Raw genomic sequence first — 25,785 nt, 5'->3', positions numbered from 1 at the left:
GGTTGACACCTATATCGGGAAAAACCGGTTTCCCGCAAAAAGCATGATGCTTCGGACAAATTCAAAGAGCGCGGGAATGTCCCCCGATCACTGCGAGCCAAGCAGTCGAAATCCAACATTGCAAGCCGGGTTCCCCGACTGAGGGCACGCCAACGAAAAGGGCCGCGGTCCTTTCGAACCGCGGCCCTTTTGCCAGCCCCCGCTGAAGTTCCGTGTCAGGCGACTTCGGTGAGCGTCGCCTTGTCCTCGTCCGCTTCGCGCAGCACATAGCCGCGGCCCCAGACGGTCTCGATGTAATTCTCGCCATCGGTCGCCATGCTCAGCTTCTTGCGCAGCTTGCAGATGAAGACGTCGATGATCTTGAGTTCCGGCTCGTCCATCCCGCCATAGAGATGGTTGAGGAACATTTCCTTGGTCAGCGTGGTGCCCTTGCGGAGCGAGAGCAGCTCCAGCATCGCATATTCCTTGCCGGTCAGGTGCACGCGGGCACCATCGACTTCGACGGTCTTGGCATCGAGGTTCACCGCCAGCTTGCCGGTGCGGATGACCGACTGCGAGTGACCCTTCGAACGGCGGACCACGGCGTGGATGCGCGCCACCAGCTCTTCGCGGTGGAACGGCTTGGTCACGTAATCGTCGGCGCCGAAGCCGAACGAGCGCACCTTGCTGTCCATTTCGTTGATGCCCGACAGGATCAGCACCGGCGTCTGGACGCGGGCGACCCGGACCTTCTTCAGAACGTCATACCCGTGCATGTCGGGCAGGTTCAGGTCGAGAAGGATGATGTCGTAATCATACAGCTTCGCCAGATCGAGGCCTTCTTCGCCCAGATCGGTCGTGTACACATTGAAGCCTTCGGTCGTGAGCATAAGCTCGATCGCCTTGGCCGTGCTGGGCTCGTCCTCGATCAGCAACACGCGCATCGCCAGTTCCCCTTGCCCCGGTTGCGATGCTGTCCTCGTGACAAGCGCAACCTGAGTGAATCATTAACCTAACCACCTCTGAAGGCAAAAGGTTAATTTTGCCCTAACCGGCCTGACTCCGCGAGTCGCGGGGCCTGAGGCGCGGTGGTTTGTGTGGAACTGCGTTTATTCTTAACCAGTCCGCGAAGGCTATCCGTACCAATCCTTAACGTGTCCGGCACAGGCATCGGCAGCGTCAGGCGGGGCTCAGATACTCGCTGCAATTTTCCTTCAGCCGCACTGCCAGAAACTCCATCAGCGCCTCGACGCGGGCCGGGCGGAGCGTGCCGGGCGGCGTGACGAGGTGGAGCGCGGACGATCCCATCGACCAGTCTTCGAGAACGGCTTCGAGCGTGCCCGCCGCCAGATCGTCGCGGACGATGAAGTCGGGCAGCACCGCGATGCCGAGTCCCGCGCGCAACGCCGCCAGCATCGCGTCGCCATTGTTGGTGCGCAGCGGCCCCTCGATCCGCACCACCGCTTCCTCGCCGCCTGCCTTGCGGAAGCGCCACGCGTCGGGATGCGCCGAGTTGGTATAGGCGAAGCAGGCATGGTGGGCGAGATCGGCGGGGTGGCGCGGGCGGCCATGCTTTTCGAAATAGGCGGTCGAGCCGACGATATAGCCGGTGACCGGCGCGATCCGCCGCGCGCGCAGCGAACTGTCGGGCAGTTCGGCGATGCGCACCGCGACGTCGATGCCTTCGCCGACGATGTCGATGAACGCGTCGGACAGATGCAGATCGATCCGGATGCCGGGATGGGCGGCCATGAACTCGGCCATCAGCGGCGCGACGCGCTTCGATCCGAAGGTGAGCGGCGCGGCGACGCGGACCAGCCCCGCCGGCGCGCTGGCGGCGTCGAGCGCTGCTTCCTCGGCTTCCTGCCCCTGCGCGAGAATGCCTTGTGCGCGCTCGGCAAGGCCGCGTCCGCTGTCGGTCAGGGTCAGGCGGCGCGACGTGCGGTGGAACAGGGTGGTGCCCAGCCGCTGCTCGAGCCGGCTGATTGCCTTGGACACGGTTGCTTTGGACACACCCAGCGCGTCGGCGGCGCCGCTGAACGAGCGATGCTCGACCACCGAAGCGAATACGGCCCAGGCTTCGAAATCGGGAAGTTTCATTTCGCTGGCATAACATGGAAACGATCAGTTTCCAACGTTTCCATTTACCGCATGATCCCGATGCCTATCTTGGGGGCCAACAAGACACACGGAGTATGAGCCATGCTCGACACCAAGACCAGTTTCGACCGCCGCCCCTTCGACACGCTCGGCCATGCCGATCATGGCTGGCTGAACGCGCGGCATCATTTCAGCTTCGCCAATTATTACGATCCGGACCGGATGGGCTGGGGCGCGATCCGGGTGTGGAACGACGACGAGATCGGTCCGAACTCGGGCTTTCCGGCACATCCGCATCAGGACATGGAGATCATCACCTATGTCCGCACCGGTGCGATCACGCATCAGGACTCGATGGGCAACAAGGGCCGCACCGGCGCGGGCGACGTGCAGGTGATGAGCGCCGGCACCGGCGTGCGCCACGCCGAATATAATCTCGAGCCGGAAACGACCACGCTGTTCCAGATCTGGATCCTGCCCCGCAGCCGCGGGGGCCAGCCCAGCTGGGGTGCCAAGCCTTTCCCCAAGGGCGACCGCAGCGGCAAGTTCGTCACGTTGGCCTCGGGCTTCGAGGATGATGGCGATGCGCTGCCGATCCGCGCCGATGCCCGGGTGATGGGCGCGACGCTGAAGGCCGGCGAGAGCGTGGAGCACAAAGTCGGTGAAGGCCGCCACGCCTATCTGGTCCCCGCGGTTGGCAAGATCGAGATCGACGGCGAGCCGGTGAATGCCCGTGACGGCGCTGCCCTGACCGGCAGCAAGACCTTCACGATCACCGCGATCGAAGACGCCGAGATTGTTCTGGTCGACGCCGACTAAACCGCCCCCCGTCCGCCGCCCCATCCTCCCCCTCCCCGGGGCGGCGGACACCACCATCCGTTCAAGGAGTATCGCAATGTCCAAGGTCCTCGTCCTCTATTACTCGTCCTACGGCCACATGGAGACGATGGCCGAGGCCGTCGCAGAAGGCGCCCGCCAGGCCGGTGCGCAGGTCGACATCCTTCGCGTGCCCGAAACCGCGCCCGAAGCCGTGGTAAAGGCCGCGCACTTCAAGACCGACAGCCCGCACGCCGTGATCTCGGGTCCGGATGCACTGAAGGACTATGACGCGATCATCGTCGGCGCGCCGACCCGGTTCGGCCGGATGGCGAGCCAGATGGCGGCGTTCTGGGATACGGCGGGCGGCCTGTGGGCCACCGGCGGTCTTCACGGCAAGGTCGGCGGGGCGTTCACTTCGACCGCGACCCAGCATGGCGGTCAGGAAACGACACTCTTCTCGATCATCACCAATCTGCTGCACTTCGGCCTGACCATCGTCGGTCTCGATTATGGTCATGCCGGGCAGATGGACAACAGCGAGATCGTCGGCGGCGCACCCTATGGCGCGACCACGATCGCCGGCGGCGACGGCAGCCGCCAGCCGACTGCGACCGACCTCGACGGCGCCCGTTATCAGGGCCGCCGCATTGCCGAAGTCGCGGCCAAGCTGACTGCCTGACAGCCTCCCCGGGCCGCGCGTGCCCCCTTTGTCGCGGCCCACATTGCGGGGCCGGAGCTTCCCCTGCTCCGGCCCCGTTTCGCTGTCGTTGCGGTTGCGCACCGAACGCGGCTAACAATGGGCCTTCGGTTCAGGGGAGAGTCCGTATGTCCTTGTCGCTCATGTTTCTTGCCGCGATCGCGGCGCCCGGCGCGCCGGGAATCGACGCTGCCTTCGCGATTCCGCAGGACGCCCGCGATATCAACGGCACCACCGTCACCAGCGTGCGCCACAGCGGCGGCGGCCGCTTCACCGAAACGGGCCCCGGCCAGTGGACCGAGTTCGGCGCCAATGGCCGCGTTTCCGCGGTGTTCCAGGTCTATAACCGCGACACCTTCACGGTCGAGCTGCACGATCGCTCGCGCAACACCTCGGTGATCATCGATCTGCGCGCGCGCACGATCCGCAGCGGCACGATCGGGCGCGGGCAGGCATTCCTCTATTCGATCACCGGCGTCGAAGCGAACCGCCGCAACGACGACCGCGGCGGCCCGGATCGCGGCGGTCCCGGCCGCGACGTGCGGGATCGCGACGCCCGCGACAATGGCCGCGCGATCGAGGTGGGTCCGATCTGGAACCAGCGCGACGCCGAGGCGAAGTGCAACAACAAGGCGCGCGAGCTGCGCGGCGAATGGACCGGCCAGTGGTGGACCACCCAGCCGGGCCGCATGTCGGTATGCCAGATCGAGTTTCGCGGCGGCGGGCGCGGCGATGGCGGCTGGGGCCGCAACGACCGCGATGACTGGGGCCGCGACGGCACCCGGGATGTCGAGGTGGGCCCGATCTGGAACCAGCGCGACGCCGAGACCAAGTGCAACAACAAGGCGCGCGAGATCGGCGCGGACTGGACCGGCAACTGGAACACGGTGCGCGCCGGCGTGTCGGTCTGTGGGATGCGGATGCGCGGCGGCGGTGGCGGTCGCTGGGATCAGCGCGACGTGCTGCGCAATATCGAGGTGGGGCCGATCTGGAACCAGAACGACGCCGTGGCCAAGTGCAACGCCAAGGGCCGCGAGCTGCGCGCCGAATGGACGGGCCAGTGGCGCACGACGCAGACCGGCCGCATGTCGGAATGCGAGTTCCGCTTCCGCTAGCCGCGGTGTCGGAATCCGCTGTTGCTTGCCTCCGATTCCCCTAAGCTGCGCCAATGTGCAGATAAGGGGAATCGGCAATGTGCCGCCGCCCGATCAGCTTCGTCCCGTCTCGCTGCCGACCGGAAGCCTGTCGCCGGATTATGCCGCGCAGGAAGCCTTCAAGATCGAAGCGGGGCCGATCACCAGCCCGAGCGAAGCGGGGATCAGTTGCCCCGCGCTCGCCAATCGGCTGGGCGGCGAGTGGCGCAACGGCTGGGAGCGCCGCGACGGCCGCAACTCCGTCTGCGTGATCCACTTCCGCAGATAGTTCGCTTGGGAAGCCGTCCTGTGTATAGGGCGGCGATGCTACAGGACCGCGTTCTCTTCATCGACGGCGAAGCGATCGTGATCGACAAGCCTGCGGGCTTGCCGGTCGATCGCCCGCGTGATCGTGCCGAAAGCCTCGAAGACCGGCTCGGCGAGCTGACCTTCGGATTCCAGCGCCTGCCGCTGCCGGTCCATCGGCTCGATCGCGACACCAGCGGCTGCCTGTTGCTGGCGCGCAATCCCAAGGCGCACAAGCGCTTCGGCCAGGCGTTCGAAGCGGGCACGGTGACCAAGCGCTATGTCGCGATCCTCGACGGCGAGCCGGCCGAGGATGTCGGCGAGATCGATCTGCCGCTGATCAAGATCTCCAGCGCGGAGGAAGGCTGGCGGATGACCGGCGCCCCCAATGGCAAGCCGGCGCTGACGCGGTGGCGCGTGCTGGAGCGGGTGAAGGGCCGGGCGCTGATCGCCTTCTTCCCGGAGACCGGCCGCACGCATCAGTTGCGCGTCCATGCCGCCGAAGGGCTGGGCATCCCGATCGTCGGCGATCCGGTCTATGGCAGCGGCGGCCCGGCCGTCATGCTCCACGCCGCCGGGCTGATCGTGCCGCGCGAGGGCAAGCCCGACATCACCGCCGAAGCGCCGATCCCGGTGCGATTCCACAATGCCGGGTTTGGCCGTGGCTGACCTTCCGGCCAAATGGGAGGAGGCGATCGTCGAGGAGAAGTTCCTCGCCGCGTCCGGTCCCGGCGGCCAGAACGTCAACAAGGTGGCGACCGCGGTCCAGCTGCGGGTGAACGTCTTCGCGCTGGGCCTGCCGCTCTACGCCTATCAGCAGCTCAAAGTGCTCGCGGGCACCAAGCTGACTTCGGGCGGCGAACTGGTGATCACCGCGCGCAAGTTTCGCACGCAGGAAGCCAATCGCGCCGATGCCCGCGAGCGGGTGAGCGAGCTGATTGCGAAGTCGCACGAGCGTCAGGCGAAGCGAGTGAAGACCAAGCCGAGCAAGGCGGCGAAGGCGCGCCGGGTCGACGAGAAGAAGGGGCGCAGCGAAGTGAAGGCCGGGCGAGGGAAAGTCCGGCTGGATTAGCTCCAGAATTTCCACCAGGGCCGCCGCGCGGCGCCTGGGGCGAAGGCTGCCATCGCTGCCACTTCGCCTGCGGTCGCTTCGGGCGGCCACGCGTCCTCCGCGTCCAGCCAGTCGCTGCCGGCCAGCGCGCCGCGGCACCAGTTCGCGGCTTGCTCCGGGTTTCCGACTTCGTGCCGCGACGGTTCGAACGGCAGCGCGCCGATCCGCCAGAGCTTCCTGTCGCGCGGCTTTGCGTCCTCGCCCGTGTCGAGCGCCTTGATCGCGGCGGCCAGTTCGCGGTTCGAAAGTTCCACGTCGCGCAGGATCAATATCTCTTCGGGCTGGAGCAGGAGCGTATGGGGGAAGCTGCGCGCCACATAGTCGATCCATTCGCGGTAGAAGCCGGCAAATGCTTCTCCCGCGATCGCAAGCACGACCGGCGTGCGGGCCTCGAGCCGGGCGAGGGCGGCGCCGGTCGGGGTGCAATAGATGGTGACCGGCATCTCGCCGTCTTCGTCGCGGCGATCGAACCTCAGCACGTCCGATGGTGCGAATGCGGCAAGCCAGAACAAGGGAATTCGATAGCGGCCGACCAGTTCCGGGCCGGGCTGTTGGGCCGCGACCGGCGCCTCGTCCAGATCCCCGAACATCGCCATCGCTTGCGGGATTGCCCTGTCGCGCGAGGCGCATGCCCGCAAATGACTGTAATTGGCCATAGGCGAAGCGTATCGCGCGTCGTGGCGCAGCGGAAGCCTCTCCCGCTCGCGGCACAGGCTTCCTAAATAGCGGCCATGTACGACTTCACCATCACTGCCGACTCCAAGTCGGAACTGTACCGCGAACTGGCCGCCGCGCTCGATTCGCTGACCGCCGACGAACCCGATGCCATCGCCAACATGGCGAATGTCTCGGCGCTGATCTGGCAGTATCTGCCAAGTCTCAACTGGGCGGGTTTCTACCGCAATGTCGGCGGCGAGCTGGTGCTGGGGCCGTTCCAGGGCAAGGCAGCGTGCATCCGCATCCCGTTCGGGCGTGGCGTGTGCGGCGCGGCGGCGGCCAGCCGCGAGACCCAGCTGGTCGAGGATGTCCATGCCTTTCCCGGGCACATCGCCTGCGATGCGGCGAGCCGGTCCGAACTGGTCGTGCCGATCGTGTCGCAGGGCGAACTGATCGGGGTGCTCGATCTCGACAGTCCCGAGCCGGCGCGGTTCGACGCGGGCGATGCGGCGGGCTGCGAAGCGCTGATGGCGATCCTTGCCCCGCGTCTGGCAGGCTGAACCGCGTCAAACGTTAACGCCGGGGTTACGCTGACCCGCATCGGGACGGCATTAACCGAGACTCTTCGTGGCGGGTTGGAAACTAAAACGGTAATCTTTCGTCAACCATAGGAGCCGGGGGCTGCTCTGGGGCGAAGGAGTTCTGTTCGATGCGTAGTCTGTCCATTGCGGCCATTCTGGTCCCCGCGCTGCTTTCCGCGGCGCCGGCTGTGGCGCAGGTCTATTATCAGCAGGGCAGCGGGATTCCCGCGCCGCCGATGGCCAATGGCGGTGTGCAGCGTACCGGCGGACCGCTCTATGCCGGCCCGCCGCGCCACAATCAGGCGCTGCCGCCGCGTACCTCGCAGACTCCGCCGGCCTACAACAATCAGCGCAACGGCGGCCGCTGGGGCGGTCACGTCAACGGTCGCTGGTGGGGCGGGGCCCAGGCGCCGGGCGGTTGGAACAGCTATCGCCGGCCGTCGCGTGGCTGGTCGCTGCCGGGCTATTGGATGAACTCCAATTTCCGCATCCACGATTACGGCAATTGGGGCCTGCGCGCGCCGTCCTACGGCTTCTACTGGGTCCGCTATTATGACGACGCGGTGCTGATCGACTCGCGCGGCCGGGTGCAGGACTGGCGCGACGGCATCTCGTGGGACGACGATTACGCTGCCTATGACAATTACGGCACGTCCTACGGCGCCGGCGGCAGCAACAGCTACGCCTATTCCGAAAGCAATGTGAGCGTGGGCGGCATCCGTCAGGTCGATCCGAACCAATATTATGATCAGGCGCCGGGCTATCAGACCCAGGCGCCGTACCCGGGGGGGTATGCATCGCCGGCGGTGGGGGCGCCGCCGGCGGTGCAGGTCCAGCCGGGCTATGGCTATGGCAACGGCTATGGTTACAGCAGCGGCTATAGCGGCGGCGGCTATTATGCCGGGGGCACCACCACGACCGTGGTGATCCAGCCCGCGCCGGTGGTCACCACCACGATCATCGAGGAAGTGATCGAGGAGGAAGTGGTGACGACCTATGTCGCGCCGCGCCGCGTCGTTCGCCGTGCGCCGGTCCGCAAGTACAAGCCGAAACCGCGCCCCGCGCCGCGTCAGTGCGGCTGCCAGTGCGTTTGCCGGTAAGGATTTGAGTATATTTCCGTTCGTGCTGAGCTTGTCGAAGCACCGTTCTTTCTTCTGACCTTTGGTTGAAGAAGAGAGCGGCCCTTCGACAGGCTCAGGGCGAACGGTTGGAGGAGGCTATCTCCCGCCGAAGGTCACCAGACTTTCGGACCCGTCCGCGGCAAGCGCCGACACCCCGACGAAATTATCGTCGACCGGAACGCCCTTCAGCAGCGTCTCGGTGCCGGTCACGTCGACATGGCCGGTCCAGACCTGCTTGTCGTTGCGGCGCCAGTGGACGCGATATTTCACCGCGCCGGGAACGGCTTCCCATTTGACCGTCGTGTCGAGCGACAGCGCGCCGCTGATCGTCACCTTGCCTGGCGCATCGGGTGCCTTGGCGAGGCGGCGGATCGTCGCGACGTTGATCGCGGTGACGTGCGCCAGATAGGGAAAATCCATCTTGTCGGCGGTGTCGCCATAGACCCTGCCGCCCTCGGTACGCAGGTCCTGATGCTGCTGGTCCCAATTCTCCACGCCGACCGAGAAGCGCACCGCGGGATAGCCGAGCGCGAGGAAGGGGATGTGATCGCCACCGCGGCCGAACCGGTCGGGACGGCGATCGAGGAACACGTCGATCCCGCCGGGAATCGTTTCGGCAATCCCGTCGACTGCCTTGGCCAGCGCGCGCGAGGGGCCATCATCCTCGCCGCCATCGGCGCGGCGGGCCATCTGCCGGTCGAGCGGTTCGGACGAGCGGATGCCCTCGGAAAAGACGCGGACGCGCTTGTCGACGCGGCTGCCGTCCTGCCCGATCGTGTTGCCGACAATGTCGTTGTTGAGCACCGCGATGACGGTCCAGCCCTTTTCCTTCGCGGTCTCGGCGAGCAACTGCCCGCCCCACAGGCCCTGCTCCTCGCCCGAGACGATGGCGTAGATGATCGTCGCGTCGAACTTTTCCTTCGACAGAATCCGCGCGCTTTCGATCACCAGCGCCACGCCCGAGGCATCGTCGTTGGCGCCCGGCGCATCCGAGGTGAAATCCATCACATCGGTCACGCGGCTGTCGATATGGCCCATGACGATGATGACCCGCTTGGGATCGCGGCCGGTCTGGAAGCCGAGCACATCGACGACATTCACGCCGTTCGGCGCGCGCGGACCGGTGAAGGTGCGCGCGATATTGGCCACGTCGATGCAGTCGCAGGCGTCGCCGATCTTCGAGAGTTCGGCCATCGCCCAGCGCCGCGCCGCGCCGATACCGCGCGTGGGATGATCGGGATCGGAAAGCGTGTGGCGCGTGCCGAAGCTGACCAGCTTCTCGACATCTGCTTTCAGGCGGGCGGGGGAGGGCTTTTCCTGCGCCAGTGCGGGCGTGGCGAGGAAGGCGGCGAGCGGGAGCAGGGGGAGGATGCGCATGGCGCGGAAGGTGGCTGGCCGCTGCTGTTGAGGCAACCAGAAAACTTGGTACGGTTTCGCTAGTGCTCGAAGTCCTCCCGAACCTCCAATGCCCGCAACCGCTCTTTCAACGCTGCGTAAAGGCGAGGATGATCGATCAGCATGTCGAAAACCCGCCCGGTCTTGTCTTTGAAGCTGATTACACCTTCTTCTGAGAGGCGATAGTCGGATGGTGAAAGCCCGCTTCCGAACAGATAATCGTCTACATTAGGGAGCGGCTCGGCCTCCTCGCGACAACGCTCTCGCTTTCCTGCTTTCGCCATGCGTCTGCTGCTCTCAACTCAGCCGGTCGATCGCATCCCGATCCAGCGAGCCCGGCACGATCATCACCGGCACGGTCATTCCGCCGGCATCGGCGCCGGCGAAGTGGGCCACGAGCGGTCCCGGCGGGCCGCTGGCGGCTGCGCCGAGCACCAGCGCCGCGATGTCGGAATTGGCGGCGATCATCTCGCGGACGATCTTCGGGCCATCGCCCTGGCGAACGGTGATCGACGGCTTGATCCCCGATTCGGCAAGCAACGTGCCGGCTGCGCGGGCGACCAGAGCCTCGGCGCGGATTTGCGCTTCCTCCTCGATCGCGGCCATCACGCCGCCCCACTGGACGAACTCCGGCTGGGGAACGAGCGCGAGAATCTCGACATTTCCGCCTGTTTTCACGGCGCGGCGCGCAGCGAAACGCATGGCGATTTCCGCCTCCGGGCTCTCGTCGATGACGACCAGATAGGTGCGCATGTCTCGTGTCCCCGACCTTCGGCTTTAGGTGCCGCGCGATTGAGCTTCTTGCAAGCGTCTTGACCCCGGGCGGGTCGGCAGCGAGAGAGGGGCCGAATCCCTCCCCGGGAACCAATTGACGGGAACGTCCATGCCGATCGAAATCAAGATGCCCGCCCTGTCCCCCACGATGGAAGAGGGGACGCTCGCCAAATGGCTGGTCAAGGAAGGCGACACGGTGAAGTCCGGCGACCTGATGGCCGAAATCGAGACCGACAAGGCGACGATGGAATTCGAAGCGGTCGACGAAGGCGTGGTCGGCAAGATCCTCGTCGCCGAGGGCACCGACAATGTGAAGGTCGGCACGGTGATCATGGTGCTGGCGGGCGAGGGCGAGGACGCCTCCGCTGCTGCCGCCGCCCCGGCACCTGCCAAGGCTGAGGCCCCGAAGGAAGAAGCATCCAAGGCTGAAGCGGCGCCTGCGCCGGCCGCGGCTCCTGCTCCTGCGCCCGCAAAGGCTGCTGCCGCTTCGGGCGACCGCGTGAAGGCCAGCCCGCTCGCCAAGCGCATCGCCGCCGAGAAGGGCGTCGATCTGGCCGGTGTCGCCGGCTCCGGCCCGAATGGCCGCATCGTCAAGGCCGACGTCGAAGGCGGCAAGGCTGCTGCGCCCGCTGCCGCGCCGGCTGCACAGGCCCAAGCCGCTGCCGCATCGCAGGCGCCCGCCGCCGCTGCCGCGCCCGCCGCGAAGCCGGCTGCCGTCTGGTTCGACGACACGATCCCGCACGAAGCGGAGAAGCTGTCGAACATCCGCAAGACGATCGCGCGCCGCCTGACCGAATCGAAGCAGACGGTTCCGCACATCTATCTGACCGTGGACGTCCGCCTCGACGCGCTGCTCAAGCTGCGCGGCGAGCTCAACAAGTCGCTCGAATCGCGCGGCGTGAAGCTGTCGGTCAACGATCTGCTGATCAAGGCGCTGGGCGTGGCGCTGATCCAGGCGCCCAAGTGCAACGTGACCTACACCGGTTCCGAACTGATCAAGTATAGCCGCGCCGACGTGTCGGTGGCGGTCTCGACCCCGACGGGTCTGATCACCCCGATCATCAAGGACGCGGCGAACAAGAGCGTCTCCGCCATCTCGACCGAGATGAAGGACCTTGCCGGCCGCGCCAAGGAAGGCAAGCTGAAGCCGGAAGAGTATCAGGGCGGCACCGCCAGCCTCTCCAACATGGGCATGTTCGGCATCAAGCAGTTCGACGCGGTGATCAACCCGCCGCAGGGCATGATCCTGGCGGTGGGCGCGGGTGAGAAGCGTCCGTATATCGTCGACGATGCGCTGGGCGTCGCGACGGTGATGTCGGTCACCGGCAGCTTCGATCACCGCGCGATCGACGGCGCCGATGGCGCGGCGATGATGAAGATCCTGAAGGAACTGATCGAAGCGCCGATGGGCATGATCGCCTGAATCGGGCGGGACTGGGACCAAACGCCATGCGCGTTCTGATCGAAGTGCTCCATATCGTGGTCGGCCTGTTCGCCGCGCTGCTGATCGCTGCGCTGTCGGCATGGGCCTATCCGCTCGGGCGCGACGATATCTGGCTGGTCGCTTATGTGATGATGGCCGCGGTGGTGGTGATGGGCATCGGCCCGGTCCGCCGTGCGCTGGTCGAGGATCGCGCCGCGCTGGATCGCAACCAAGACAGGGCCGAAAGCGATGGGTGAACCGGTTCCCGTTTCCGCGCCGCCCTCGCGTGCGCCCACCGTCCGCGTGATCGCGATGCCGGCCGACGCCAATCCCTATGGCGACATTTTCGGCGGCTGGCTGATGAGCCAGATGGATCTCGCCGCCGGCTCGATCGCGTCGCGCCATTCGCACGGCCGCGCAGTGACGATCGCGGTGGAGGGGATGCAATTCCATCTGCCGGTTTCGGTCGGCGACGAAGTGTCGGTCTATGCCGAGCTGGTGAAGACCGGGCGGACCTCGATGCAGATCGATGTCGAGGCGTGGCGCCGCCATCGCGATGAGGAAGTGATGCACAAAGTGACTCAAGCCTGTTTCACCTTCGTCGCGATCGACGAGGCGCGCAATCCGCGTCCGGTCTCCGGCCTTGGAGACATGCGCGCATGATCGGCTATCCGTCGCTGCACTTCGTGGTGCTGCAGGGCCTGCTGGTTGCGCTGCTGCTGGCCACGCCCTGGCTGGCGCTCGCATTCGGCCAGCGGCTGAAGGTGACCGGAACCGATATCGCGCTGCTGGTGCCCATCTATCCGGCGTTCGCGATCGTCACCGTCGCGATCTTCCTGCCCTTCGAAGGCGACTGGGCGGACATGGCGTTCCGGCCGATCCTGACGCTGCGCCCGATCATCGTCGGCAGCGCCGCGGTCGTGCTCGGCACGGTGCTGACCCAGTGGCGGAGCATGTCGAGCCGCGGGCTGAGCGAAGCCGCGCACCGGCTGGGCGCGGCGTTTCTGATCGGCGCGCTGTGGGGCGCGGTATGGGGAATTTCGGGCTGGGCCCTTTCATCTATGGGAATCGCAGGCAATGGCTGAAGCATATGACGTGATCGTGCTGGGATCGGGACCGGGCGGCTATGTCGCGGCGATCCGCGCGAGCCAGCTGGGCCTGAAGACCGCGATCGTCGAGCGCGAGCTGCTGGGCGGCATCTGCCTCAACTGGGGCTGCATCCCGACCAAGGCGCTGCTGCGCTCGGCCGAGATCTTCCACTATATGCAGCACGCCAAGGATTACGGGCTGGCCGCGGAGAAGATCACCGCCGATCTCGACGCGGTGGTCAAGCGCTCGCGCGGCGTGGCCAAGCAGCTCAATCAGGGCGTCACGCACCTGATGAAGAAGAACAAGATCGCGGTCCACATGGGCAGCGGTAAGCTGACCGGAAAGGGCAAGCTGACCGTCACCGACAAGGACGGCAAGGCGACCGAGCTGACCGCGAAGAACATCATCGTCGCGACCGGCGCGCGCGCCCGCGACCTGCCCTTCGCCAAGGCCGACGGCAAGCGCGTGTGGACCTATCGCCACGCGATGACGCCGACCGAGATGCCGAGCAAGCTGCTGGTCATCGGTTCGGGCGCGATCGGGATCGAGTTCGCCAGCTTCTACAACGATATGGGCTCGGACGTGACCGTCGTCGAAATGCTCGACCGGATCGTGCCGGTCGAGGATGCCGATATCTCCGCGCATCTCGAAAAGGCGCTGAAGAAGCAGGGCATGACGATCCTGACCAAGGCGGGCGTCGACAAGCTCGACGTGACCGACAAGGGCGTGACCGCCGCGATCAAGGACAAGGACGGCAAGGTCACCACGTCCGAGTTCAGCCATGTGATCGTCGCCATCGGCATCGTGCCGAACACCGAGGATCTGGGCCTGGAAGCGCTGGGCGTGAAGACCGAGCGCGGCCACATCGTCACCGATGGCGCGTGCAAGACCAGTGTCGACGGCCTCTACGCCATCGGCGACGTGACCCAGCCGCCCTGGCTGGCGCACAAGGCGAGCCACGAAGGCGTGATCGCGGTCGAGGCGATCGCCGGCAAGCATCCGCACGCGATGGACCCGCGCAACATCCCGGGCTGCACCTATTGCCACCCGCAGATCGCCAGCGTCGGCCTGACCGAAGCCAAGGCGAAGGAAGCAGGCTATGACGTGAAGGTCGGCAACTTCCCCTTCATCGGCAACGGCAAGGCGATCGCGCTGGGCGAGCCGGAAGGCTTTGTGAAGACCGTGTTCGACGCGAAGACCGGCGAACTGCTGGGCGCGCACATGATCGGCGCGGAAGTGACCGAGCTGATCCAGGGCTACACCATCGGCAAGACGCTGGAGACAACCGAAGCCGAACTGATGGAAACGGTGTTTCCGCACCCGACGATCAGCGAGACGATGCACGAAGCGGTGCTGAGCGCTTACGGACGGGCACTGCACATTTGAGGGACGGCGAGAGGATCGAGGACCGGCTTCGCGAAGCCGGGATTCGATCCCCGGTGACGCGGCTGTGGTTTTCAATGCCGCGTGCGACTGCCGGCTTTGTGTTCGCCGGCATCATTGCCGGGATGGGGCTGTGGCTCATCTACAGCTTCCATGTCGATCCCGATCAGGCGATCGGGCGCCGGCGCGGCGAGTGGATGTCCGCGGGGAATGGCGCCGGGGGCGTCCTGCTCGGATTGGCGGCAGCCGGGTTCGGCCTGCCATTTTGCGTGAGCCGGGTGGCGCAGGTGCTGACGCGGAGACCCGCGTTCGCGATCACGCCACGTGGCATCGCCATGTACCGCTTTCCCGATCGTACCGCCCACCTGTCATGGCATGAGATCGATCGCGTGAAGGTGGAGCGGCGCTATGTCAGCCGCCGGATCCCGTTCGCACCGCCGAAGATGTACGCGGAGCTGGCGCTGTATCTTCGCGGGCAGGGCAGCCGCCCGAAGATTGCGGCAACGGCGATCGAGGGCGGACTCTTTCGCACCTGCCGCTTTGCGCGCGCAGTCGACCGCGCGTTGACCCTCCACCGCGACGGCGAATTACACTGACCGGAGGCTGCGCGGCAGCCACGGGTGGAACCGGCCGGGCGCATGGGAGCGCGCCCGGCCGGCCCCGGGGGGCTCAGGCGTCCGCGGTTGCGTTCGCGCTGGCGAGCTCGAGGTTCAGGCCGATCGGGCCTTCGCCGTTATAGGTCATCGTGCCGCTCAGGCCGCCGCCGCCGGTGACGTTGACCGCGACCACGCCCTGATCGCCGCGGCATCCGATCACCCAGTTGCCGCCGGGATGCCAGGGCGCGTCGTTGCCGCCCCACTGGTTCTGCACCGCATAGGTATTGGCCATGATCCGCGTGGCGGCGAAGCCGATCGGGCCTTCGTTGAAATAGGTCATGGTGCCGTTCAGCGTCTGGCCGTTGTCGTCGCTGGTCACGTCGATCGCGACCACCGGCTGGTTGGCGCGGCATCCCAGCACCCACAGGCCGCCCTGGTTCCACGGGGCCGAATTGCCGCCCCACTGGTTGGTGGCGTCGAACGCCTGCCCTTCGGACAGCGCGCCCCTCACACCGATCGGACCTTCGCCCGAATAGGTCATGGTGCCTTCAAGCGTCTGGCCGTTGTCGACGGATGACAGTTCGAACGCGACGGCGTTCTGTCCCTGACGCGCGCCGAGCAGGAACAGGCCGGCATCGTGCCACGGCGCGCTGTCGCCGCCCCACTGGTTTTCGACCTGATAGCAGTTGGTGGTGACGAAGGTCGCGCGGCAGCCGATCGGGCCTTCGCCCTGATAGGTCATCGTGCCGGTGAAGCTCTGGCCATTGTCGGGCGAGGTCAGCGACAGCGCCACGGGCAACTGGCTGCCGCGATTGCCGATGTTGAAGACGCCGCCTTCGTTCCACGGCGCCGAGCTGCCGCCCCATTGGTTCTGGATATTATAGACTGCCATGATCCGCTCCTGTCATCTTGTTGATCCGAACTCGCACGCGTCATCGTTCCGGCGCGAAGTATGGCGCGCCGGAAAAGGCGGTTTCGAAATATATTCGAACGCTCTTCGTAATTGGACCCGCGATATCCGATCATTGTTCGAGCTTTTCGACTCGAAATATCAAATAGCGTGAATAGATATTTCCCCAATGACTCCGATGGAGTCGAGGGTTAACGAGTCCGTTTCGGAACAATAATTAGAACAGCATCGGAAATTGACGATACGTTAGTTCTTAATCCGACTTAAAATGTCGAATTCATTCAATCGTTATCCTGTCGCTTTCGTGCGAGCGAACCCGGCGATCAGGTCCCCATAGGCGGACATTTCCGGAAATGTCGCGAAGCTGTGCTCCGCAGGGGTCGTCACCCAGGGCAGCTTCTCGCTGGTATAGGTTTCGATGAAGGGCGTGAACCAGCCGGTATCTTCCAGCATCGTCGGGCGGACATTGACGAAGCCCATGTCGGGCTCGATCCGGGTGAACATCCAGCTCTTGCACCAGTCGCAATGGTGGTGCTTCGACATGTCGCCGTGCAGGCCGCCGATCACGGTCTCGCCCGCGATCACTTCGAACCCCGCCGAGGGGATCGCGACGCTGAGCGAAAAGGCGCTGGCGCTCATCCTCTGGCAGCCGGTGCAATGGCACGCCATCGTCAGCATCGGCGGTGCGCTGATCCGGATGCGCACCTTGCCGCAGCGGCACTCGCCCTCGATCGGCAGCTTCAAATCGGACACTCGCTTTCCTCCTCCGGCTCGGTCAGGATGATCGCACAAAAAGGGGAGGGGTTTCATGTTTATTGCGATCCTGTGGCCGACATTCGCGATGGTCGCGCTGATTCATGCCGTGTGGTTCGTGCTCTATGTCCAGCGGTTCGCGCTGATGAAGCGCCAGCCGCCCACGGCGGAGAATTTCGCGAGCGGCGATGCGGCCAAGCGCTACTTCCAGCCAGCCGAGATGCCCGCGAACAATTTCGTCAATCTGTTCGAGATGCCGGTGTTGTTCTTCGCGCTGGTGCCGCTGCTGATGTTCACCAATCAGGCAAGCGCGGCGCAGGTGGCGCTGGCCTGGGCCTTTGTCGCGCTGCGTGCGCTGCACAGCTTCATCCAGATTGTCGTGCAGAAGATTCCGCCGCGTTTCCTCATCTATCTCGCTTCGTGCGTGGTGCTATCGGCGATGTGGATCGGATTCTTCGTCGACATGCTGGGCGTGGCGAAAACCCTGGCACCCTTAACCGCTCCTTAGGCCGGATGCAGCATCCTCCACCGTGAAAAACTGTGGGGTGCGGTCCGTGGAAACGCTGCGATACAGTCAGACGAAGTTGCTGACGATGACCATCCTGTGCGGACTGACCGCCGCAGTCTTCCTGTGGGTGTTCCTCAATCCGGAAAGCGTCGCCGAGATCCGCCGCGCAAGGTTGTTCGCGACGGGCTTCGGTCATGCGGTCCTGGCTCCGCTGCTGGTGCTGCTTTGCCTGTGCGTCGCGTGGCGCGGCGCGCTGATCATGGTCGGCGATCGCAAGGCGGTGGAGGCGCTTCCGGACGGTCTGGTGATCACCACCTGGTGGCGTTCGCGGCGAATCGCCTGGGCGGACTTCGGCAATGCCGAGATCCGGCTGAACGGCTGGGGCAAGCACAAGGCGTGGGAACTCGTCATCCTCTATCGCTCGGGCGACGCCTTCGGCAGCTCGACCGCGAAGCTGGCGCTGGGCACGACCGAGCTGCACGAGGCGCGCTACGATGAATTCGCACGCGCCCTGAATGCGACGGGTGCGCGGTATTCGGGAGGGCGGCAGCAGCGCAGCGTACCCGAGAGCGAAGCGCTGGCACCAACGTCGTTCGACGCTGACGCGGCGCTCGCAAACTATCTGGCGAAGAAGGCCTCTGGCGCGACAGAGGCGCCGCGCGCCGCTGTCCGCACGGGCTTTGGACGCAAGGGGCTCTAACCTAAGTCCCTGAGTTTCATTGGAACGTCTCGGGCCGCCGCTTCGTTGGGCGCGCAACAGGAGGACGGCCATGAAACGCTATACGACATTTGCACTCACGCTGCCTGCGCTGGCGCTGCTCGCCGGCTGCGGCGGCAATACCGACACCAGCACCACCGTGACCAATCAGGGTGCGACGACCGAGATCGTCACCGATACGCCCAACGGCACCGACAATACCGCCATTGCCACGCCCGCGATGACCGGGATGGGCTTCGCCAACGCCGCGGCTTCGACCGACGCCTATGAGATCGCCGCCGGCAAGCTGGCGAGCGAAAAGGCGACGAGCCCGGCGCTGAAGGACTTCGGCAAGATGATGGTCGAGCATCACACCAAATCGACTGCGGACCTGAAGACCGCGGCAGGCAAGGCGACGCCCGCGATCGTGCCCGACGCGACGCTCGACGCCGAGCAGACCGCCAATCTCGAGGCGCTGCGCAAGGCGAGTGGGACGGAGTTCGACACGCTGTATCGCACCCAGCAGATCGCCGCGCACCAGAAGGCGCTGGCTGCGATGGAAGGCTATGCCGCGACCGGGGACGTGCCGGAGCTCAAATCGTTCGCGTCGAGCACCGCATCCGTGGTCCAGGCGCATCTGGAGAAGATTCAGGGAATGTAGGCCTGAAACGGAACGAGGCGCGGTCCCTGCCGGACCGCGCCTCGCTTTCTTTCAGCCCGGATCGGGCGTTCAGGCGGCCTGTTCGTTCGCCGCCGAAACGCCGAAGGGCGACGTGGTCGCAACCGGCGCAACCTCGACCGGGCGCGGCGCGACCGGAGCGGCTGCGGCCTGGGCCTGAATCAGGCTCATATGCTTCAGGCGGCCATCGATATTGCCGCCATTCTCGATGGTGATGTTTTCATATTCGACATCGCCGGTGATCTTCGCGCTACGCTCGACGGTGAGCTGCTTGACGCGCACGGTGCCCTCGATCGCCCCCGCGATCCGGGCCGCCTCGGCGGTGACGCTGCCGAAGATCTGGCTTTCTGCGCCCTGTGCGAGCGAACCGCAGTTCACATCGCCTTCGACGCGGCCGTCGATGTGCAGATCGGCGGTGGCGGTGATGTTGCCCGCGACGATCACGTCCGGCCCGATCACCGAAAACATGCCGCGCTTCGCGCTGCTGCCGCTGCTCTGCTGAGGCGGTGCCGGCGGCATTGCCGGGCGTTCGTCACGGTCGCGACCACGATTATTGTTGAACATTTGATACTCCCCACTTCCCCGGAATCGAGTCTGTGACTTTGTTATCACAGGCGAGTGCGCCCGGCATGAGGTTATTGGATATGGTCCGTTCCATAGAGGGATTGTCATTTGCAGCCCTTGACAGGGACTTAGCAGCCGAAAACCACGCGATTCCAAGCATCATTACGGTTAACGAACAGGCGGCGGCCGCGTTAACCATATCGAAGGCGATCGTGGCCAGTGCGCCGCATTGCACCATTAGCGCGACCAGACGTTGTTCCGGGCATCGCCATGCGGCCCAGAAGGAGAGAATCGCGGGCGCGAGCAGCGCGCCCATGCCCATGCCGGGCGCGAGAATCGCGGCGGTCAGCGCCGGGATCAGTGCGGCGAGGCGCGGATCGGCCAGCGGCAGGATGGTGAGTCGCGCGAAATGCCATGCCAATGCGCCCACGCCGGCGATCGTCATCAGCGCGCTGAGCACCGCCGAATCGATACGGGGCAGGGGTGCGCCGCCCGACCAGCCCAGCGTCAGCGTGGCGGCCAGCCCGCCCAGTGCGGCGAGGATCGCGCGGTGACGCACGAACATGCGGCGCGCCATGTCGAGGCGGCGAGCGGGGGTGGCGACCGAGAAGGACCAGGCGTGCATCGCGCCAGTCTAGCGCGCAGGTATTGCCACTCCCTTGATGCGGCGCCGGTTATTTGCGCTTGATGCGGCGCCGGTTATTTGCGGCGCCTATGGCGCGGGCGGCGGAGCCTCGTCGAGCAGGGGCTTCAGGATCGCGTCGAATTCCGCATGGTCGAACGCGCCGGACGCGGCGTAGCGGACGATGCCGCGCCGATCGATGATATAGTTGGTCGGCACGCCGTCGAGCGGCTGGTACTGCGCGCCGCGCAGGCGGAGGACCAGCGGAAAGGCCAGCGCATCCGACACGGCTTTCAGCCGGAACGGCGGAACCGAATCCTCCGTCGCCACCGCGAATATGCGCAGGCCGCGGCTGCGGTTCCTCCGGAAATAGCTGTCCATCATCGGCATCTCGCGCCGGCAAGGCACGCACCAGGTCGCCCAGAGATTGAGGACCACGACCTGCCCGCGCATGCTGGAGAGGCTGATTTCCTCCCGCGCGAAGGTCTTGAGGGTGAATTCGGGGGCGGGCTGGCCAACCACGACCTTCTTCGCGGACGGCGCAGTATCGGGAACCGGTGCGAATCCCGGGGGTGCCGGGACCGCGATCGCGGCCAGCGCCATACGTACAAGCAATAACATGATGGAATTTGCCCCCAAATCCACGCAAAGGCCGATGCTGGCCCGGCCATGACGGGCTGTCAACGCGCGGCGCTCCGGCCCATTGACCGGTTACCCCGCCATCGTTATAGGCCCCGCGTCCCGCGAGGGCCCGGTTTGCCGGCGCCCGATTCTCGTGGGGCAAGAGCTGAACGTTGCTGGAGACGCAATGGCCCGGGGGGTCAAGGACACCCGGGGCCTTTTCGTATTCTGTAGAGTCTGGGCTCCAGCAAAGTAACCGCCGGCCTTGCCGGTAACTAAAAAGGTGAAGGGCTTCATGCCAACGATCAACCAGCTGGTCCGCAAGGGCCGCGAACCGCAGAAGGCCAAGAGCAAGGTCCCTGCGATGGAGCAGAACCCGCAGAAGCGCGGCGTTTGCACCCGCGTCTATACGACGACCCCGAAGAAGCCGAACTCGGCGCTCCGCAAGGTTGCCAAGGTCCGCCTGACCAACCAGCGCGAAGTCATCAGCTACATCCCGGGCGAAGGTCACAACCTTCAGGAGCACTCGGTCGTGCTGATCCGCGGCGGCCGCGTTCGCGATCTTCCCGGCGTTCGTTACCACGTCCTGCGCGGCGTGCTCGATACGCAGGGTGTCAAGGATCGCCGCCAGTCGCGTTCGAAGTACGGCGCCAAGCGTCCTAAGTAAGCCAAAGTAAGCCCCGGACAGGTTCCGGATCGGCTGAAGTTTTAGAAGGAATTCAAAGATGGCACGTCGTCGTCGCCCCGAGAAGCGGGAAATCCTGCCTGATCCCGTTTATGGTGATGAGGTTCTGTCGAAGTTCATGAATTCGGTGATGCTGGACGGCAAGAAGTCCGTCGCCGAAGCGATCGTCTATTCGGCGCTCGAAACCGTCGAGCAGCGCGCCAAGCGCGAGCCGATCGGCGTGTTCCATGACGCGCTCAACAACATCAAGCCGGGCATCGAAGTCCGCAGCCGCCGTGTCGGTGGCGCCACCTACCAGGTTCCGGTCGAAGTTCGTCCGGAGCGTGCACAGGCGCTCGCCATCCGCTGGCTGATCACTTCGGCGCGCAACCGCAGCGAGCACACCATGTCGGCTCGCCTGTCGGGCGAACTGCTCGACGCTTCGAACAATCGCGGCAACGCGGTGAAGAAGCGCGAAGACACGCACCGTATGGCGGAAGCCAACCGCGCGTTCAGCCACTACCGCTGGTAAGGGCTGGTTGCCGGTCTTTCGCCGGTAACAATCGTACCTATATTCCGGGGAGTCGCTTCTGGCGGCTCCCCATACCCTTAAGGAACCACGATCATGGCCCGCAGCCATCCGCTCGACCGCTATCGTAATATCGGCATCATGGCGCACATCGACGCCGGCAAGACGACGACGACCGAGCGCATCCTCTACTACACCGGCAAGTCCTACAAGATCGGCGAAGTGCATGAAGGCACCGCGACGATGGACTGGATGGAGCAGGAGCAGGAGCGCGGGATCACGATCACGTCCGCCGCAACGACGTGCAAGTGGCGCGCCGCCGAAGGCAAGGGCGAAGAGCACCTGATCAACATCATCGACACCCCCGGCCACGTCGACTTCACCATCGAAGTCGAGCGTTCGCTGCGCGTGCTCGACGGTGCCGTGGCTTGCTTCGACGGCGTTGCCGGCGTCGAGCCGCAGTCGGAAACCGTGTGGCGTCAGGCCGACAAGTACGGCGTGCCGCGCATGTGCTTCGTCAACAAGCTCGACCGCACCGGCGCCGACTTCTATTTCTGCGTCAACTCGATCATCGAGCGCCTCGGCGCGCGCCCGGCCGTGCTGTATCTCCCGATCGGCATCGAAGGCGGCTTCAAGGGTCTGGTCGACCTGGTCGAGAACCGCGCGATCATCTGGCTCGAAGAGTCGCTGGGCGCGAAGTTCGAATATCAGGACATCCCTGAGGACATGGCGGACAAGGCCGCCAAGTACCGCAGCGAGCTGATCGAAATGGCCGTCGAGCAGGACGACGACCTGATGGAAGCGTATCTCGAGGGCAACGAGCCTTCGGTCGCCGACCTGAAGAAGCTGATCCGCAAGGGTACGCTGTCGATGGCGTTCGTGCCGGTGGTTTGCGGCTCGGCGTTCAAGAACAAGGGCGTTCAGCCCCTGCTCGACGCCGTGGTCGACTATCTGCCGAGCCCGCTCGACGTTCCGGCGATCAAGGGCGTGCTGCTCGACGGCGAGACCCCGGACGAGCGTCCGTCTTCGGACGAAGCGCCGTTCTCGGCGCTGGCGTTCAAGATCATGAACGATCCGTTCGTCGGCACCCTGACCTTCGCCCGCATCTATTCGGGCAAGCTCGAGACCGCATCGCAGGTCACGAACTCGGTCAAGGACAAGAAGGAAAAGATCGGCCGCATGCTGCTGATGCATGCGAACGAGCGCGAGGACATCCAGGTGGCCTATGCCGGCGACATCGTCGCTCTGGCGGGCCTCAAGGACACGACGACGGGCGATACGCTGTGCGCGATCAGCTCGCCGATCATCCTTGAGCGCATGGAATTCCCCGAGCCCGTGATCGAGCTGTCGGTGGAGCCGAAGACCAAGGCCGACCAGGAGAAGATGGGCGTCGCCCTGAATCGCCTGGCACGCGAAGATCCGTCGTTCCGCGTGACCTCGGACGCCGAAAGCGGCCAGACCATCATCAAAGGCATGGGCGAGCTCCATCTCGAGATCCTGGTCGACCGCATGAAGCGCGAGTTCAAGGTCGAGGCGAATGTCGGCGCGCCGCAGGTTGCGTATCGCGAGTACCTCAAGAAGCCGGTCGACATCGACTACACCCACAAGAAGCAGTCGGGCGGCACCGGTCAGTTCGGCCGCGTGAAGGTCAAGCTGACTCCGGGTGAGCGCGGTTCGGGCTTCGTCTTCAAGGACGAGATCAAGGGCGGTAACATTCCGAAGGAATATATCCCCGCGATCGAGAAGGGCTTCCGCGAGACCGCGGAAACCGGTTCGCTGGTCGGCTTCCCGATCATCGACTTCGAAGTCCTGCTGTATGACGGCGCGTACCACGACGTCGACTCGTCGGCGCTGGCGTTCGAAATCTGTGCTCGCGGCGCAATGCGCGAAGCGGCTCAGAAGTCGGGCATCACGCTGCTCGAGCCGGTCATGAAGGTCGAAGTCGTCACCCCGGAAGACTATCTGGGCGACGTCATCGGCGACATGAACAGCCGCCGTGGCCAGATCCAGGGCACCGACACGCGCGGCAACGCGCAGACGGTGGAGGCAATGGTCCCGCTGGCGAACATGTTCGGCTATGTGAATGCGCTCCGCTCGTTCACGCAGGGCCGCGCGCAGTACAGCATGCAGTTCAGCCATTACGACGAAGTGCCGCAGAACGTGGCCGACGAAGTGAAGGCGAAGCTGGCCTGATCGGGCTGGCTTAACCGGTTCGGGAGCGGCTTTGGCCGCTCCGGGCTGGCGTTAGTTGAAATCAGTCGTTATGGGGCCGCGTTCGCGATTCCCCTCAGCGGCGCGGAATTGATCCAGAAGGTAGGAAATCATGGCAAAAGCAAAGTTCGAGCGGAACAAGCCGCATCTCAACATCGGCACCATCGGTCACGTCGACCATGGCAAGACGTCGCTGACCGCCGCGATCACGAAGATCCTGGCAGAGAACGTCGCGGGCAACGCGGCCGTCGACTTCGCCAACATCGACAAGGCTCCGGAAGAGCGCGAGCGCGGCATCACCATCTCGACCGCACACGTCGAGTATGAGACCGACGCGCGTCACTATGCGCACGTCGATTGCCCGGGCCACGCCGACTATGTGAAGAACATGATCACCGGCGCAGCGCAGATGGACGGCGCGATCCTCGTGGTCGCCGCCACCGACGGCCCGATGCCGCAGACCAAGGAGCACATCCTGCTCGCTCGCCAGGTCGGCGTGCCGACGATGGTCGTGTTCCTGAACAAGGTCGATCTGGTCGACGACGAGGAAATCCTCGAGCTGGTCGAAATGGAAATCCGTGAAGAGCTCAGCAAGCGCGAGTTCGACGGCGACAACATTCCGATCATCCGTGGTTCGGCGACCGCCGCCCTTTCGGGTTCGGACGACAAGCTCGGCAAGGACGCGATCCTCGCGCTCATGGCCGCTGTCGACGAGTCGATCCCGCAGCCGGAGCGTCCGCTGGACAAGCCGTTCATGATGCCGATCGAAGACGTGTTCTCGATCTCGGGCCGCGGCACCGTGGTGACCGGCCGCGTCGAGACCGGCGTCGTCAAGGTTGGCGAAGAAGTCGAAATCGTCGGCATCCAGGAAGCCGTCCGCAAGACCACCGTCACGGGCGTCGAAATGTTCCGCAAGCTGCTCGATCAGGGCCAGGCAGGCGACAACATCGGCGCGCTGATCCGCGGCGTTGGCCGTGACGAAGTCGAGCGTGGTCAGGTTCTGGCCAAGCCGGGTTCGATCAAGCCGCACACCGAATTCCAGTCGTCGGTGTACGTGCTGTCGAAGGACGAGGGCGGCCGTCACACGCCGTTCTTCGCGAACTATCGTCCGCAGTTCTACTTCCGCACGACCGACGTGACCGGCACGATCAAGCTGCCTGAGGGCACCGAAATGGTCATGCCGGGCGACGAAGTCGCGCTGGGCGTCACGCTCATCGCGCCGATCGCCATGGACGTCGGTCAGCGCTTCACGATCCGCGAAGGCGGCCGCACCGTCGGCGCCGGCGTCGTCGGTTCGATCGAGAAGTAAGCAAAAACACAGCCGCCCGGCACTTCCGAAAAGGAGTGCCGGGCGGTTGCTTTTTTGTGGAGAATCGGGCAATGGCCCGCCTCCGTTGAGTATTTGAACAGCAAGAGTCTCGTCTAACGAGGCCCGCTCTTTCGCATTGGCAGGACCCATGGAAACCCAGAATATCCGTATTCGCCTGAAGGCGTTCGATCATCGAGTGCTCGACCAGGCTGCCGGCGACATCGCCGACACCGCGCGCCGCACCGGCGCCCTGATCCGTGGTCCGATCCCCCTTCCGACTCACGTCGACAAGTTCACCGTCAACCGCGGCCCGCACATCGACAAGAAGTCGCGCGAGCAGTTCGAGACGCGCACCTACAAGCGGATGCTGGATATCGTTCAGCCGACCCCGCAGACGGTCGACGCGCTGATGAAGCTGGACCTCGCCGCCGGCGTCGATGTCGAGATCAAGCTGGCATAAGCCGGTTTGTCGAAGCCCCCGCGGAAGCGGGGGTTTTCTCCTTCTGCCGCATCCCCGCAAGGGAAGGCCAGACAGGGGTGGACATGGAAGCGCC

General features: G+C 65.1%; 33 protein-coding genes. 22 read left to right on the top strand and 11 right to left on the bottom strand.

Going from position 1 to position 25,785, the window contains the following annotated elements; translation table 11 throughout:
- Positions 1-215: 215 nt before the first annotated feature.
- Both HHL13_RS11805 and HHL13_RS11800 read right to left on the bottom strand, forming a co-directional pair.
- A complete protein-coding gene (locus tag HHL13_RS11805; protein WP_169555853.1) occupies positions 216-923 on the bottom strand; it encodes a response regulator transcription factor in 708 nt (235 codons plus the stop codon).
- A gap of 235 nt (positions 924-1,158) precedes the next feature.
- The gene (locus HHL13_RS11800; RefSeq protein ID WP_169555852.1) at positions 1,159-2,079 is read right to left on the bottom strand and encodes a LysR family transcriptional regulator; all 921 of its coding nucleotides are present in this window, start codon (positions 2,077-2,079) and stop codon (positions 1,159-1,161) included.
- Positions 2,080-2,181: 102 nt separating this feature from the next.
- Between HHL13_RS11800 and HHL13_RS11795 the strand changes: the two genes are divergently transcribed.
- The 6 genes from HHL13_RS11795 (at position 2,182) to arfB (ending at position 6,106) form a co-directional block, all read left to right on the top strand.
- Positions 2,182-2,898 carry a pirin family protein gene (locus tag HHL13_RS11795; RefSeq protein WP_169555851.1) on the top strand — a complete coding sequence of 239 codons (717 nt, stop codon included), beginning with the start codon at positions 2,182-2,184 and terminating at the stop codon, positions 2,896-2,898.
- Positions 2,899-2,974: 76 nt separating this feature from the next.
- Positions 2,975-3,577, top strand: a complete 603-nt coding sequence (gene wrbA / locus HHL13_RS11790) for an NAD(P)H:quinone oxidoreductase (protein ID WP_169555850.1) — start codon at positions 2,975-2,977, stop codon at positions 3,575-3,577.
- A gap of 146 nt (positions 3,578-3,723) precedes the next feature.
- Entirely contained in the window at positions 3,724-4,710 is a 987-nt protein-coding gene (locus tag HHL13_RS11785) for a mannan-binding lectin (protein WP_169555849.1), read from the top strand.
- Between the two features lie 55 nt (positions 4,711-4,765).
- Positions 4,766-5,017 carry a hypothetical protein gene (locus HHL13_RS11780; protein WP_169555848.1) on the top strand — a complete coding sequence of 84 codons (252 nt, stop codon included), beginning with the start codon at positions 4,766-4,768 and terminating at the stop codon, positions 5,015-5,017.
- A 35-nt stretch (positions 5,018-5,052) separates the two neighbouring features.
- Positions 5,053-5,703 (top strand): RNA pseudouridine synthase, encoded by a 651-nt coding sequence (locus HHL13_RS11775; RefSeq protein WP_169555847.1) that lies wholly within the window; start codon positions 5,053-5,055, stop codon positions 5,701-5,703.
- On the top strand, positions 5,696-6,106 hold the full coding sequence (gene arfB, locus HHL13_RS11770; RefSeq protein ID WP_169555846.1) for an alternative ribosome rescue aminoacyl-tRNA hydrolase ArfB: 411 nt from the start codon (positions 5,696-5,698) through the stop codon (positions 6,104-6,106). The genes HHL13_RS11775 and arfB overlap by 8 nt, the downstream gene beginning before the upstream one ends.
- Here arfB and HHL13_RS11765 read toward each other — a convergent pair.
- Positions 6,103-6,741: a hypothetical protein gene (locus HHL13_RS11765; protein ID WP_169555845.1), complete on the bottom strand. Its 639-nt coding sequence runs from the start codon at positions 6,739-6,741 to the stop codon at positions 6,103-6,105. The two genes, arfB and HHL13_RS11765, sit on opposite strands and share 4 nt — an antisense overlap.
- A 135-nt stretch (positions 6,742-6,876) precedes the next feature.
- Between HHL13_RS11765 and HHL13_RS11760 the strand changes: the two genes are divergently transcribed.
- Both HHL13_RS11760 and HHL13_RS11755 read left to right on the top strand, forming a co-directional pair.
- Positions 6,877-7,362: a GAF domain-containing protein gene (locus HHL13_RS11760; protein WP_169555844.1), complete on the top strand. Its 486-nt coding sequence runs from the start codon at positions 6,877-6,879 to the stop codon at positions 7,360-7,362.
- Between the two features lie 149 nt (positions 7,363-7,511).
- Positions 7,512-8,483 (top strand): RcnB family protein, encoded by a 972-nt coding sequence (locus HHL13_RS11755; RefSeq protein WP_169555843.1) that lies wholly within the window; start codon positions 7,512-7,514, stop codon positions 8,481-8,483.
- 117 nt (positions 8,484-8,600) lie between these two features.
- On the opposite strand, the gene HHL13_RS11750 is transcribed toward HHL13_RS11755, so the two are convergent.
- Genes HHL13_RS11750 through HHL13_RS11740 form a run of 3 tightly spaced genes read right to left on the bottom strand, consistent with a single transcriptional unit; the run spans position 8,601 to position 10,652 of the window.
- Positions 8,601-9,881, bottom strand: coding sequence for a M28 family peptidase (locus HHL13_RS11750; protein ID WP_169555842.1), 1,281 nt, complete (start codon positions 9,879-9,881; stop codon positions 8,601-8,603).
- A 59-nt stretch (positions 9,882-9,940) separates the two neighbouring features.
- Positions 9,941-10,183: a hypothetical protein gene (locus HHL13_RS11745; RefSeq protein WP_169555841.1), complete on the bottom strand. Its 243-nt coding sequence runs from the start codon at positions 10,181-10,183 to the stop codon at positions 9,941-9,943.
- A gap of 13 nt (positions 10,184-10,196) precedes the next feature.
- Entirely contained in the window at positions 10,197-10,652 is a 456-nt protein-coding gene (locus HHL13_RS11740; protein ID WP_169555840.1) for a universal stress protein, read from the bottom strand.
- A 130-nt stretch (positions 10,653-10,782) separates the two neighbouring features.
- Here HHL13_RS11740 and HHL13_RS11735 point away from each other — a divergent pair, with 130 nt between their 5' ends.
- From HHL13_RS11735 to HHL13_RS11710, 6 genes are read left to right on the top strand one after another with little or no spacing between them, the layout of a single operon-like run.
- Positions 10,783-12,096, top strand: a complete 1,314-nt coding sequence (locus tag HHL13_RS11735) for a pyruvate dehydrogenase complex dihydrolipoamide acetyltransferase (protein WP_169555839.1) — start codon at positions 10,783-10,785, stop codon at positions 12,094-12,096.
- Positions 12,097-12,122: 26 nt separating this feature from the next.
- Entirely contained in the window at positions 12,123-12,353 is a 231-nt protein-coding gene (locus HHL13_RS11730) for a hypothetical protein (RefSeq protein WP_169555838.1), read from the top strand.
- Entirely contained in the window at positions 12,346-12,759 is a 414-nt protein-coding gene (locus HHL13_RS11725) for an acyl-CoA thioesterase (protein ID WP_169555837.1), read from the top strand. The genes HHL13_RS11730 and HHL13_RS11725 overlap by 8 nt, the downstream gene beginning before the upstream one ends.
- On the top strand, positions 12,756-13,181 hold the full coding sequence (locus HHL13_RS11720) for a hypothetical protein (protein WP_169555836.1): 426 nt from the start codon (positions 12,756-12,758) through the stop codon (positions 13,179-13,181). The genes HHL13_RS11725 and HHL13_RS11720 overlap by 4 nt, the downstream gene beginning before the upstream one ends.
- Positions 13,174-14,571 (top strand): dihydrolipoyl dehydrogenase, encoded by a 1,398-nt coding sequence (lpdA, locus tag HHL13_RS11715; RefSeq protein ID WP_169555835.1) that lies wholly within the window; start codon positions 13,174-13,176, stop codon positions 14,569-14,571. The genes HHL13_RS11720 and lpdA overlap by 8 nt, the downstream gene beginning before the upstream one ends.
- Positions 14,572-14,624: 53 nt before the next feature.
- Positions 14,625-15,164 (top strand): hypothetical protein, encoded by a 540-nt coding sequence (locus HHL13_RS11710; RefSeq protein WP_169555834.1) that lies wholly within the window; start codon positions 14,625-14,627, stop codon positions 15,162-15,164.
- 73 nt (positions 15,165-15,237) lie between these two features.
- Here the strand turns inward: HHL13_RS11710 and HHL13_RS11705 are convergent, their stop codons facing one another.
- On the bottom strand, positions 15,238-16,056 hold the full coding sequence (locus tag HHL13_RS11705) for a lectin ESA-2 (protein ID WP_169555833.1): 819 nt from the start codon (positions 16,054-16,056) through the stop codon (positions 15,238-15,240).
- A 306-nt stretch (positions 16,057-16,362) separates the two neighbouring features.
- On the bottom strand, positions 16,363-16,827 hold the full coding sequence (locus tag HHL13_RS11700) for a GFA family protein (protein ID WP_346775544.1): 465 nt from the start codon (positions 16,825-16,827) through the stop codon (positions 16,363-16,365).
- Between the two features lie 55 nt (positions 16,828-16,882).
- On the opposite strand from HHL13_RS11700, the gene HHL13_RS11695 reads away from it, so the two are divergent.
- From HHL13_RS11695 to HHL13_RS11685, 3 genes are all read left to right on the top strand, one after another.
- Positions 16,883-17,335: an MAPEG family protein gene (locus HHL13_RS11695; protein WP_169555831.1), complete on the top strand. Its 453-nt coding sequence runs from the start codon at positions 16,883-16,885 to the stop codon at positions 17,333-17,335.
- A 46-nt stretch (positions 17,336-17,381) separates the two neighbouring features.
- Positions 17,382-18,035: a hypothetical protein gene (locus tag HHL13_RS11690; protein ID WP_169555830.1), complete on the top strand. Its 654-nt coding sequence runs from the start codon at positions 17,382-17,384 to the stop codon at positions 18,033-18,035.
- Positions 18,036-18,105: 70 nt separating this feature from the next.
- Positions 18,106-18,693: a DUF4142 domain-containing protein gene (locus HHL13_RS11685; RefSeq protein ID WP_169555829.1), complete on the top strand. Its 588-nt coding sequence runs from the start codon at positions 18,106-18,108 to the stop codon at positions 18,691-18,693.
- 69 nt (positions 18,694-18,762) lie between these two features.
- Here HHL13_RS11685 and HHL13_RS11680 read toward each other — a convergent pair whose 3' ends face one another.
- The 3 genes from HHL13_RS11680 to HHL13_RS11670 form a co-directional block, all read right to left on the bottom strand.
- On the bottom strand, positions 18,763-19,275 hold the full coding sequence (locus tag HHL13_RS11680; protein ID WP_169555828.1) for a polymer-forming cytoskeletal protein: 513 nt from the start codon (positions 19,273-19,275) through the stop codon (positions 18,763-18,765).
- The gene (locus HHL13_RS11675) at positions 19,262-19,900 is read right to left on the bottom strand and encodes a hypothetical protein (RefSeq protein WP_169555827.1); all 639 of its coding nucleotides are present in this window, start codon (positions 19,898-19,900) and stop codon (positions 19,262-19,264) included. Before HHL13_RS11675 ends, HHL13_RS11680 begins: the two co-directional genes overlap by 14 nt.
- Positions 19,901-19,987: 87 nt before the next feature.
- Positions 19,988-20,518 (bottom strand): TlpA disulfide reductase family protein, encoded by a 531-nt coding sequence (locus HHL13_RS11670; protein WP_169555826.1) that lies wholly within the window; start codon positions 20,516-20,518, stop codon positions 19,988-19,990.
- Positions 20,519-20,813: 295 nt separating this feature from the next.
- On the opposite strand from HHL13_RS11670, the gene rpsL reads away from it, so the two are divergent.
- From rpsL to rpsJ, 5 genes are all read left to right on the top strand, one after another.
- Positions 20,814-21,185: a 30S ribosomal protein S12 gene (gene rpsL / locus HHL13_RS11665; RefSeq protein WP_029936467.1), complete on the top strand. Its 372-nt coding sequence runs from the start codon at positions 20,814-20,816 to the stop codon at positions 21,183-21,185.
- A gap of 58 nt (positions 21,186-21,243) precedes the next feature.
- Positions 21,244-21,714 (top strand): 30S ribosomal protein S7, encoded by a 471-nt coding sequence (gene rpsG / locus HHL13_RS11660; RefSeq protein ID WP_169555825.1) that lies wholly within the window; start codon positions 21,244-21,246, stop codon positions 21,712-21,714.
- A gap of 93 nt (positions 21,715-21,807) precedes the next feature.
- Complete coding sequence (fusA, locus tag HHL13_RS11655) at positions 21,808-23,904, top strand: elongation factor G (RefSeq protein WP_169555824.1); 2,097 nt, start codon at positions 21,808-21,810, stop codon at positions 23,902-23,904.
- Between the two features lie 130 nt (positions 23,905-24,034).
- Complete coding sequence (gene tuf / locus HHL13_RS11650) at positions 24,035-25,231, top strand: elongation factor Tu (protein ID WP_169555823.1); 1,197 nt, start codon at positions 24,035-24,037, stop codon at positions 25,229-25,231.
- 148 nt (positions 25,232-25,379) lie between these two features.
- Positions 25,380-25,691 carry a 30S ribosomal protein S10 gene (rpsJ, locus tag HHL13_RS11645; protein ID WP_169555822.1) on the top strand — a complete coding sequence of 104 codons (312 nt, stop codon included), beginning with the start codon at positions 25,380-25,382 and terminating at the stop codon, positions 25,689-25,691.
- The last annotated feature ends 94 nt before the right edge of the window (positions 25,692-25,785 follow it).

It is taken from the genome of Sphingomonas sp. G-3-2-10 (assembly GCF_012927115.1).
GTDB lineage: Bacteria > Pseudomonadota > Alphaproteobacteria > Sphingomonadales > Sphingomonadaceae > Sphingomonas.
This window is presented reverse-complemented; position numbering and strand designations above follow the sequence as displayed.

What these genes read in the sequence shown, in the direction of transcription:
- HHL13_RS11805 (WP_169555853.1), bottom strand. Translation starts at nt 923, where the DNA reads ATGCGCGTGTTGCTGATCGAGGACGAGCCCAGCACGGCCAAGGCGATC.
- HHL13_RS11800 (WP_169555852.1), bottom strand. Translation starts at nt 2,079, where the DNA reads ATGAAACTTCCCGATTTCGAAGCCTGGGCCGTATTCGCTTCGGTGGTC.
- HHL13_RS11795 (WP_169555851.1), top strand. Translation starts at nt 2,182, where the DNA reads ATGCTCGACACCAAGACCAGTTTCGACCGCCGCCCCTTCGACACGCTC.
- wrbA (WP_169555850.1), top strand. Translation starts at nt 2,975, where the DNA reads ATGTCCAAGGTCCTCGTCCTCTATTACTCGTCCTACGGCCACATGGAG.
- HHL13_RS11785 (WP_169555849.1), top strand. Translation starts at nt 3,724, where the DNA reads ATGTCCTTGTCGCTCATGTTTCTTGCCGCGATCGCGGCGCCCGGCGCG.
- HHL13_RS11775 (WP_169555847.1), top strand. Translation starts at nt 5,053, where the DNA reads ATGCTACAGGACCGCGTTCTCTTCATCGACGGCGAAGCGATCGTGATC.
- HHL13_RS11765 (WP_169555845.1), bottom strand. Translation starts at nt 6,741, where the DNA reads ATGGCGATGTTCGGGGATCTGGACGAGGCGCCGGTCGCGGCCCAACAG.
- HHL13_RS11760 (WP_169555844.1), top strand. Translation starts at nt 6,877, where the DNA reads ATGTACGACTTCACCATCACTGCCGACTCCAAGTCGGAACTGTACCGC.
- HHL13_RS11755 (WP_169555843.1), top strand. Translation starts at nt 7,512, where the DNA reads ATGCGTAGTCTGTCCATTGCGGCCATTCTGGTCCCCGCGCTGCTTTCC.
- HHL13_RS11750 (WP_169555842.1), bottom strand. Translation starts at nt 9,881, where the DNA reads ATGCGCATCCTCCCCCTGCTCCCGCTCGCCGCCTTCCTCGCCACGCCC.
- HHL13_RS11745 (WP_169555841.1), bottom strand. Translation starts at nt 10,183, where the DNA reads ATGGCGAAAGCAGGAAAGCGAGAGCGTTGTCGCGAGGAGGCCGAGCCG.
- HHL13_RS11740 (WP_169555840.1), bottom strand. Translation starts at nt 10,652, where the DNA reads ATGCGCACCTATCTGGTCGTCATCGACGAGAGCCCGGAGGCGGAAATC.
- HHL13_RS11735 (WP_169555839.1), top strand. Translation starts at nt 10,783, where the DNA reads ATGCCGATCGAAATCAAGATGCCCGCCCTGTCCCCCACGATGGAAGAG.
- HHL13_RS11730 (WP_169555838.1), top strand. Translation starts at nt 12,123, where the DNA reads ATGCGCGTTCTGATCGAAGTGCTCCATATCGTGGTCGGCCTGTTCGCC.
- HHL13_RS11725 (WP_169555837.1), top strand. Translation starts at nt 12,346, where the DNA reads ATGGGTGAACCGGTTCCCGTTTCCGCGCCGCCCTCGCGTGCGCCCACC.
- HHL13_RS11720 (WP_169555836.1), top strand. Translation starts at nt 12,756, where the DNA reads ATGATCGGCTATCCGTCGCTGCACTTCGTGGTGCTGCAGGGCCTGCTG.
- lpdA (WP_169555835.1), top strand. Translation starts at nt 13,174, where the DNA reads ATGGCTGAAGCATATGACGTGATCGTGCTGGGATCGGGACCGGGCGGC.
- HHL13_RS11705 (WP_169555833.1), bottom strand. Translation starts at nt 16,056, where the DNA reads ATGGCAGTCTATAATATCCAGAACCAATGGGGCGGCAGCTCGGCGCCG.
- HHL13_RS11695 (WP_169555831.1), top strand. Translation starts at nt 16,883, where the DNA reads ATGTTTATTGCGATCCTGTGGCCGACATTCGCGATGGTCGCGCTGATT.
- HHL13_RS11685 (WP_169555829.1), top strand. Translation starts at nt 18,106, where the DNA reads ATGAAACGCTATACGACATTTGCACTCACGCTGCCTGCGCTGGCGCTG.
- HHL13_RS11680 (WP_169555828.1), bottom strand. Translation starts at nt 19,275, where the DNA reads ATGTTCAACAATAATCGTGGTCGCGACCGTGACGAACGCCCGGCAATG.
- HHL13_RS11675 (WP_169555827.1), bottom strand. Translation starts at nt 19,900, where the DNA reads ATGCACGCCTGGTCCTTCTCGGTCGCCACCCCCGCTCGCCGCCTCGAC.
- HHL13_RS11670 (WP_169555826.1), bottom strand. Translation starts at nt 20,518, where the DNA reads ATGTTATTGCTTGTACGTATGGCGCTGGCCGCGATCGCGGTCCCGGCA.
- rpsL (WP_029936467.1), top strand. Translation starts at nt 20,814, where the DNA reads ATGCCAACGATCAACCAGCTGGTCCGCAAGGGCCGCGAACCGCAGAAG.
- rpsG (WP_169555825.1), top strand. Translation starts at nt 21,244, where the DNA reads ATGGCACGTCGTCGTCGCCCCGAGAAGCGGGAAATCCTGCCTGATCCC.
- fusA (WP_169555824.1), top strand. Translation starts at nt 21,808, where the DNA reads ATGGCCCGCAGCCATCCGCTCGACCGCTATCGTAATATCGGCATCATG.
- tuf (WP_169555823.1), top strand. Translation starts at nt 24,035, where the DNA reads ATGGCAAAAGCAAAGTTCGAGCGGAACAAGCCGCATCTCAACATCGGC.
- rpsJ (WP_169555822.1), top strand. Translation starts at nt 25,380, where the DNA reads ATGGAAACCCAGAATATCCGTATTCGCCTGAAGGCGTTCGATCATCGA.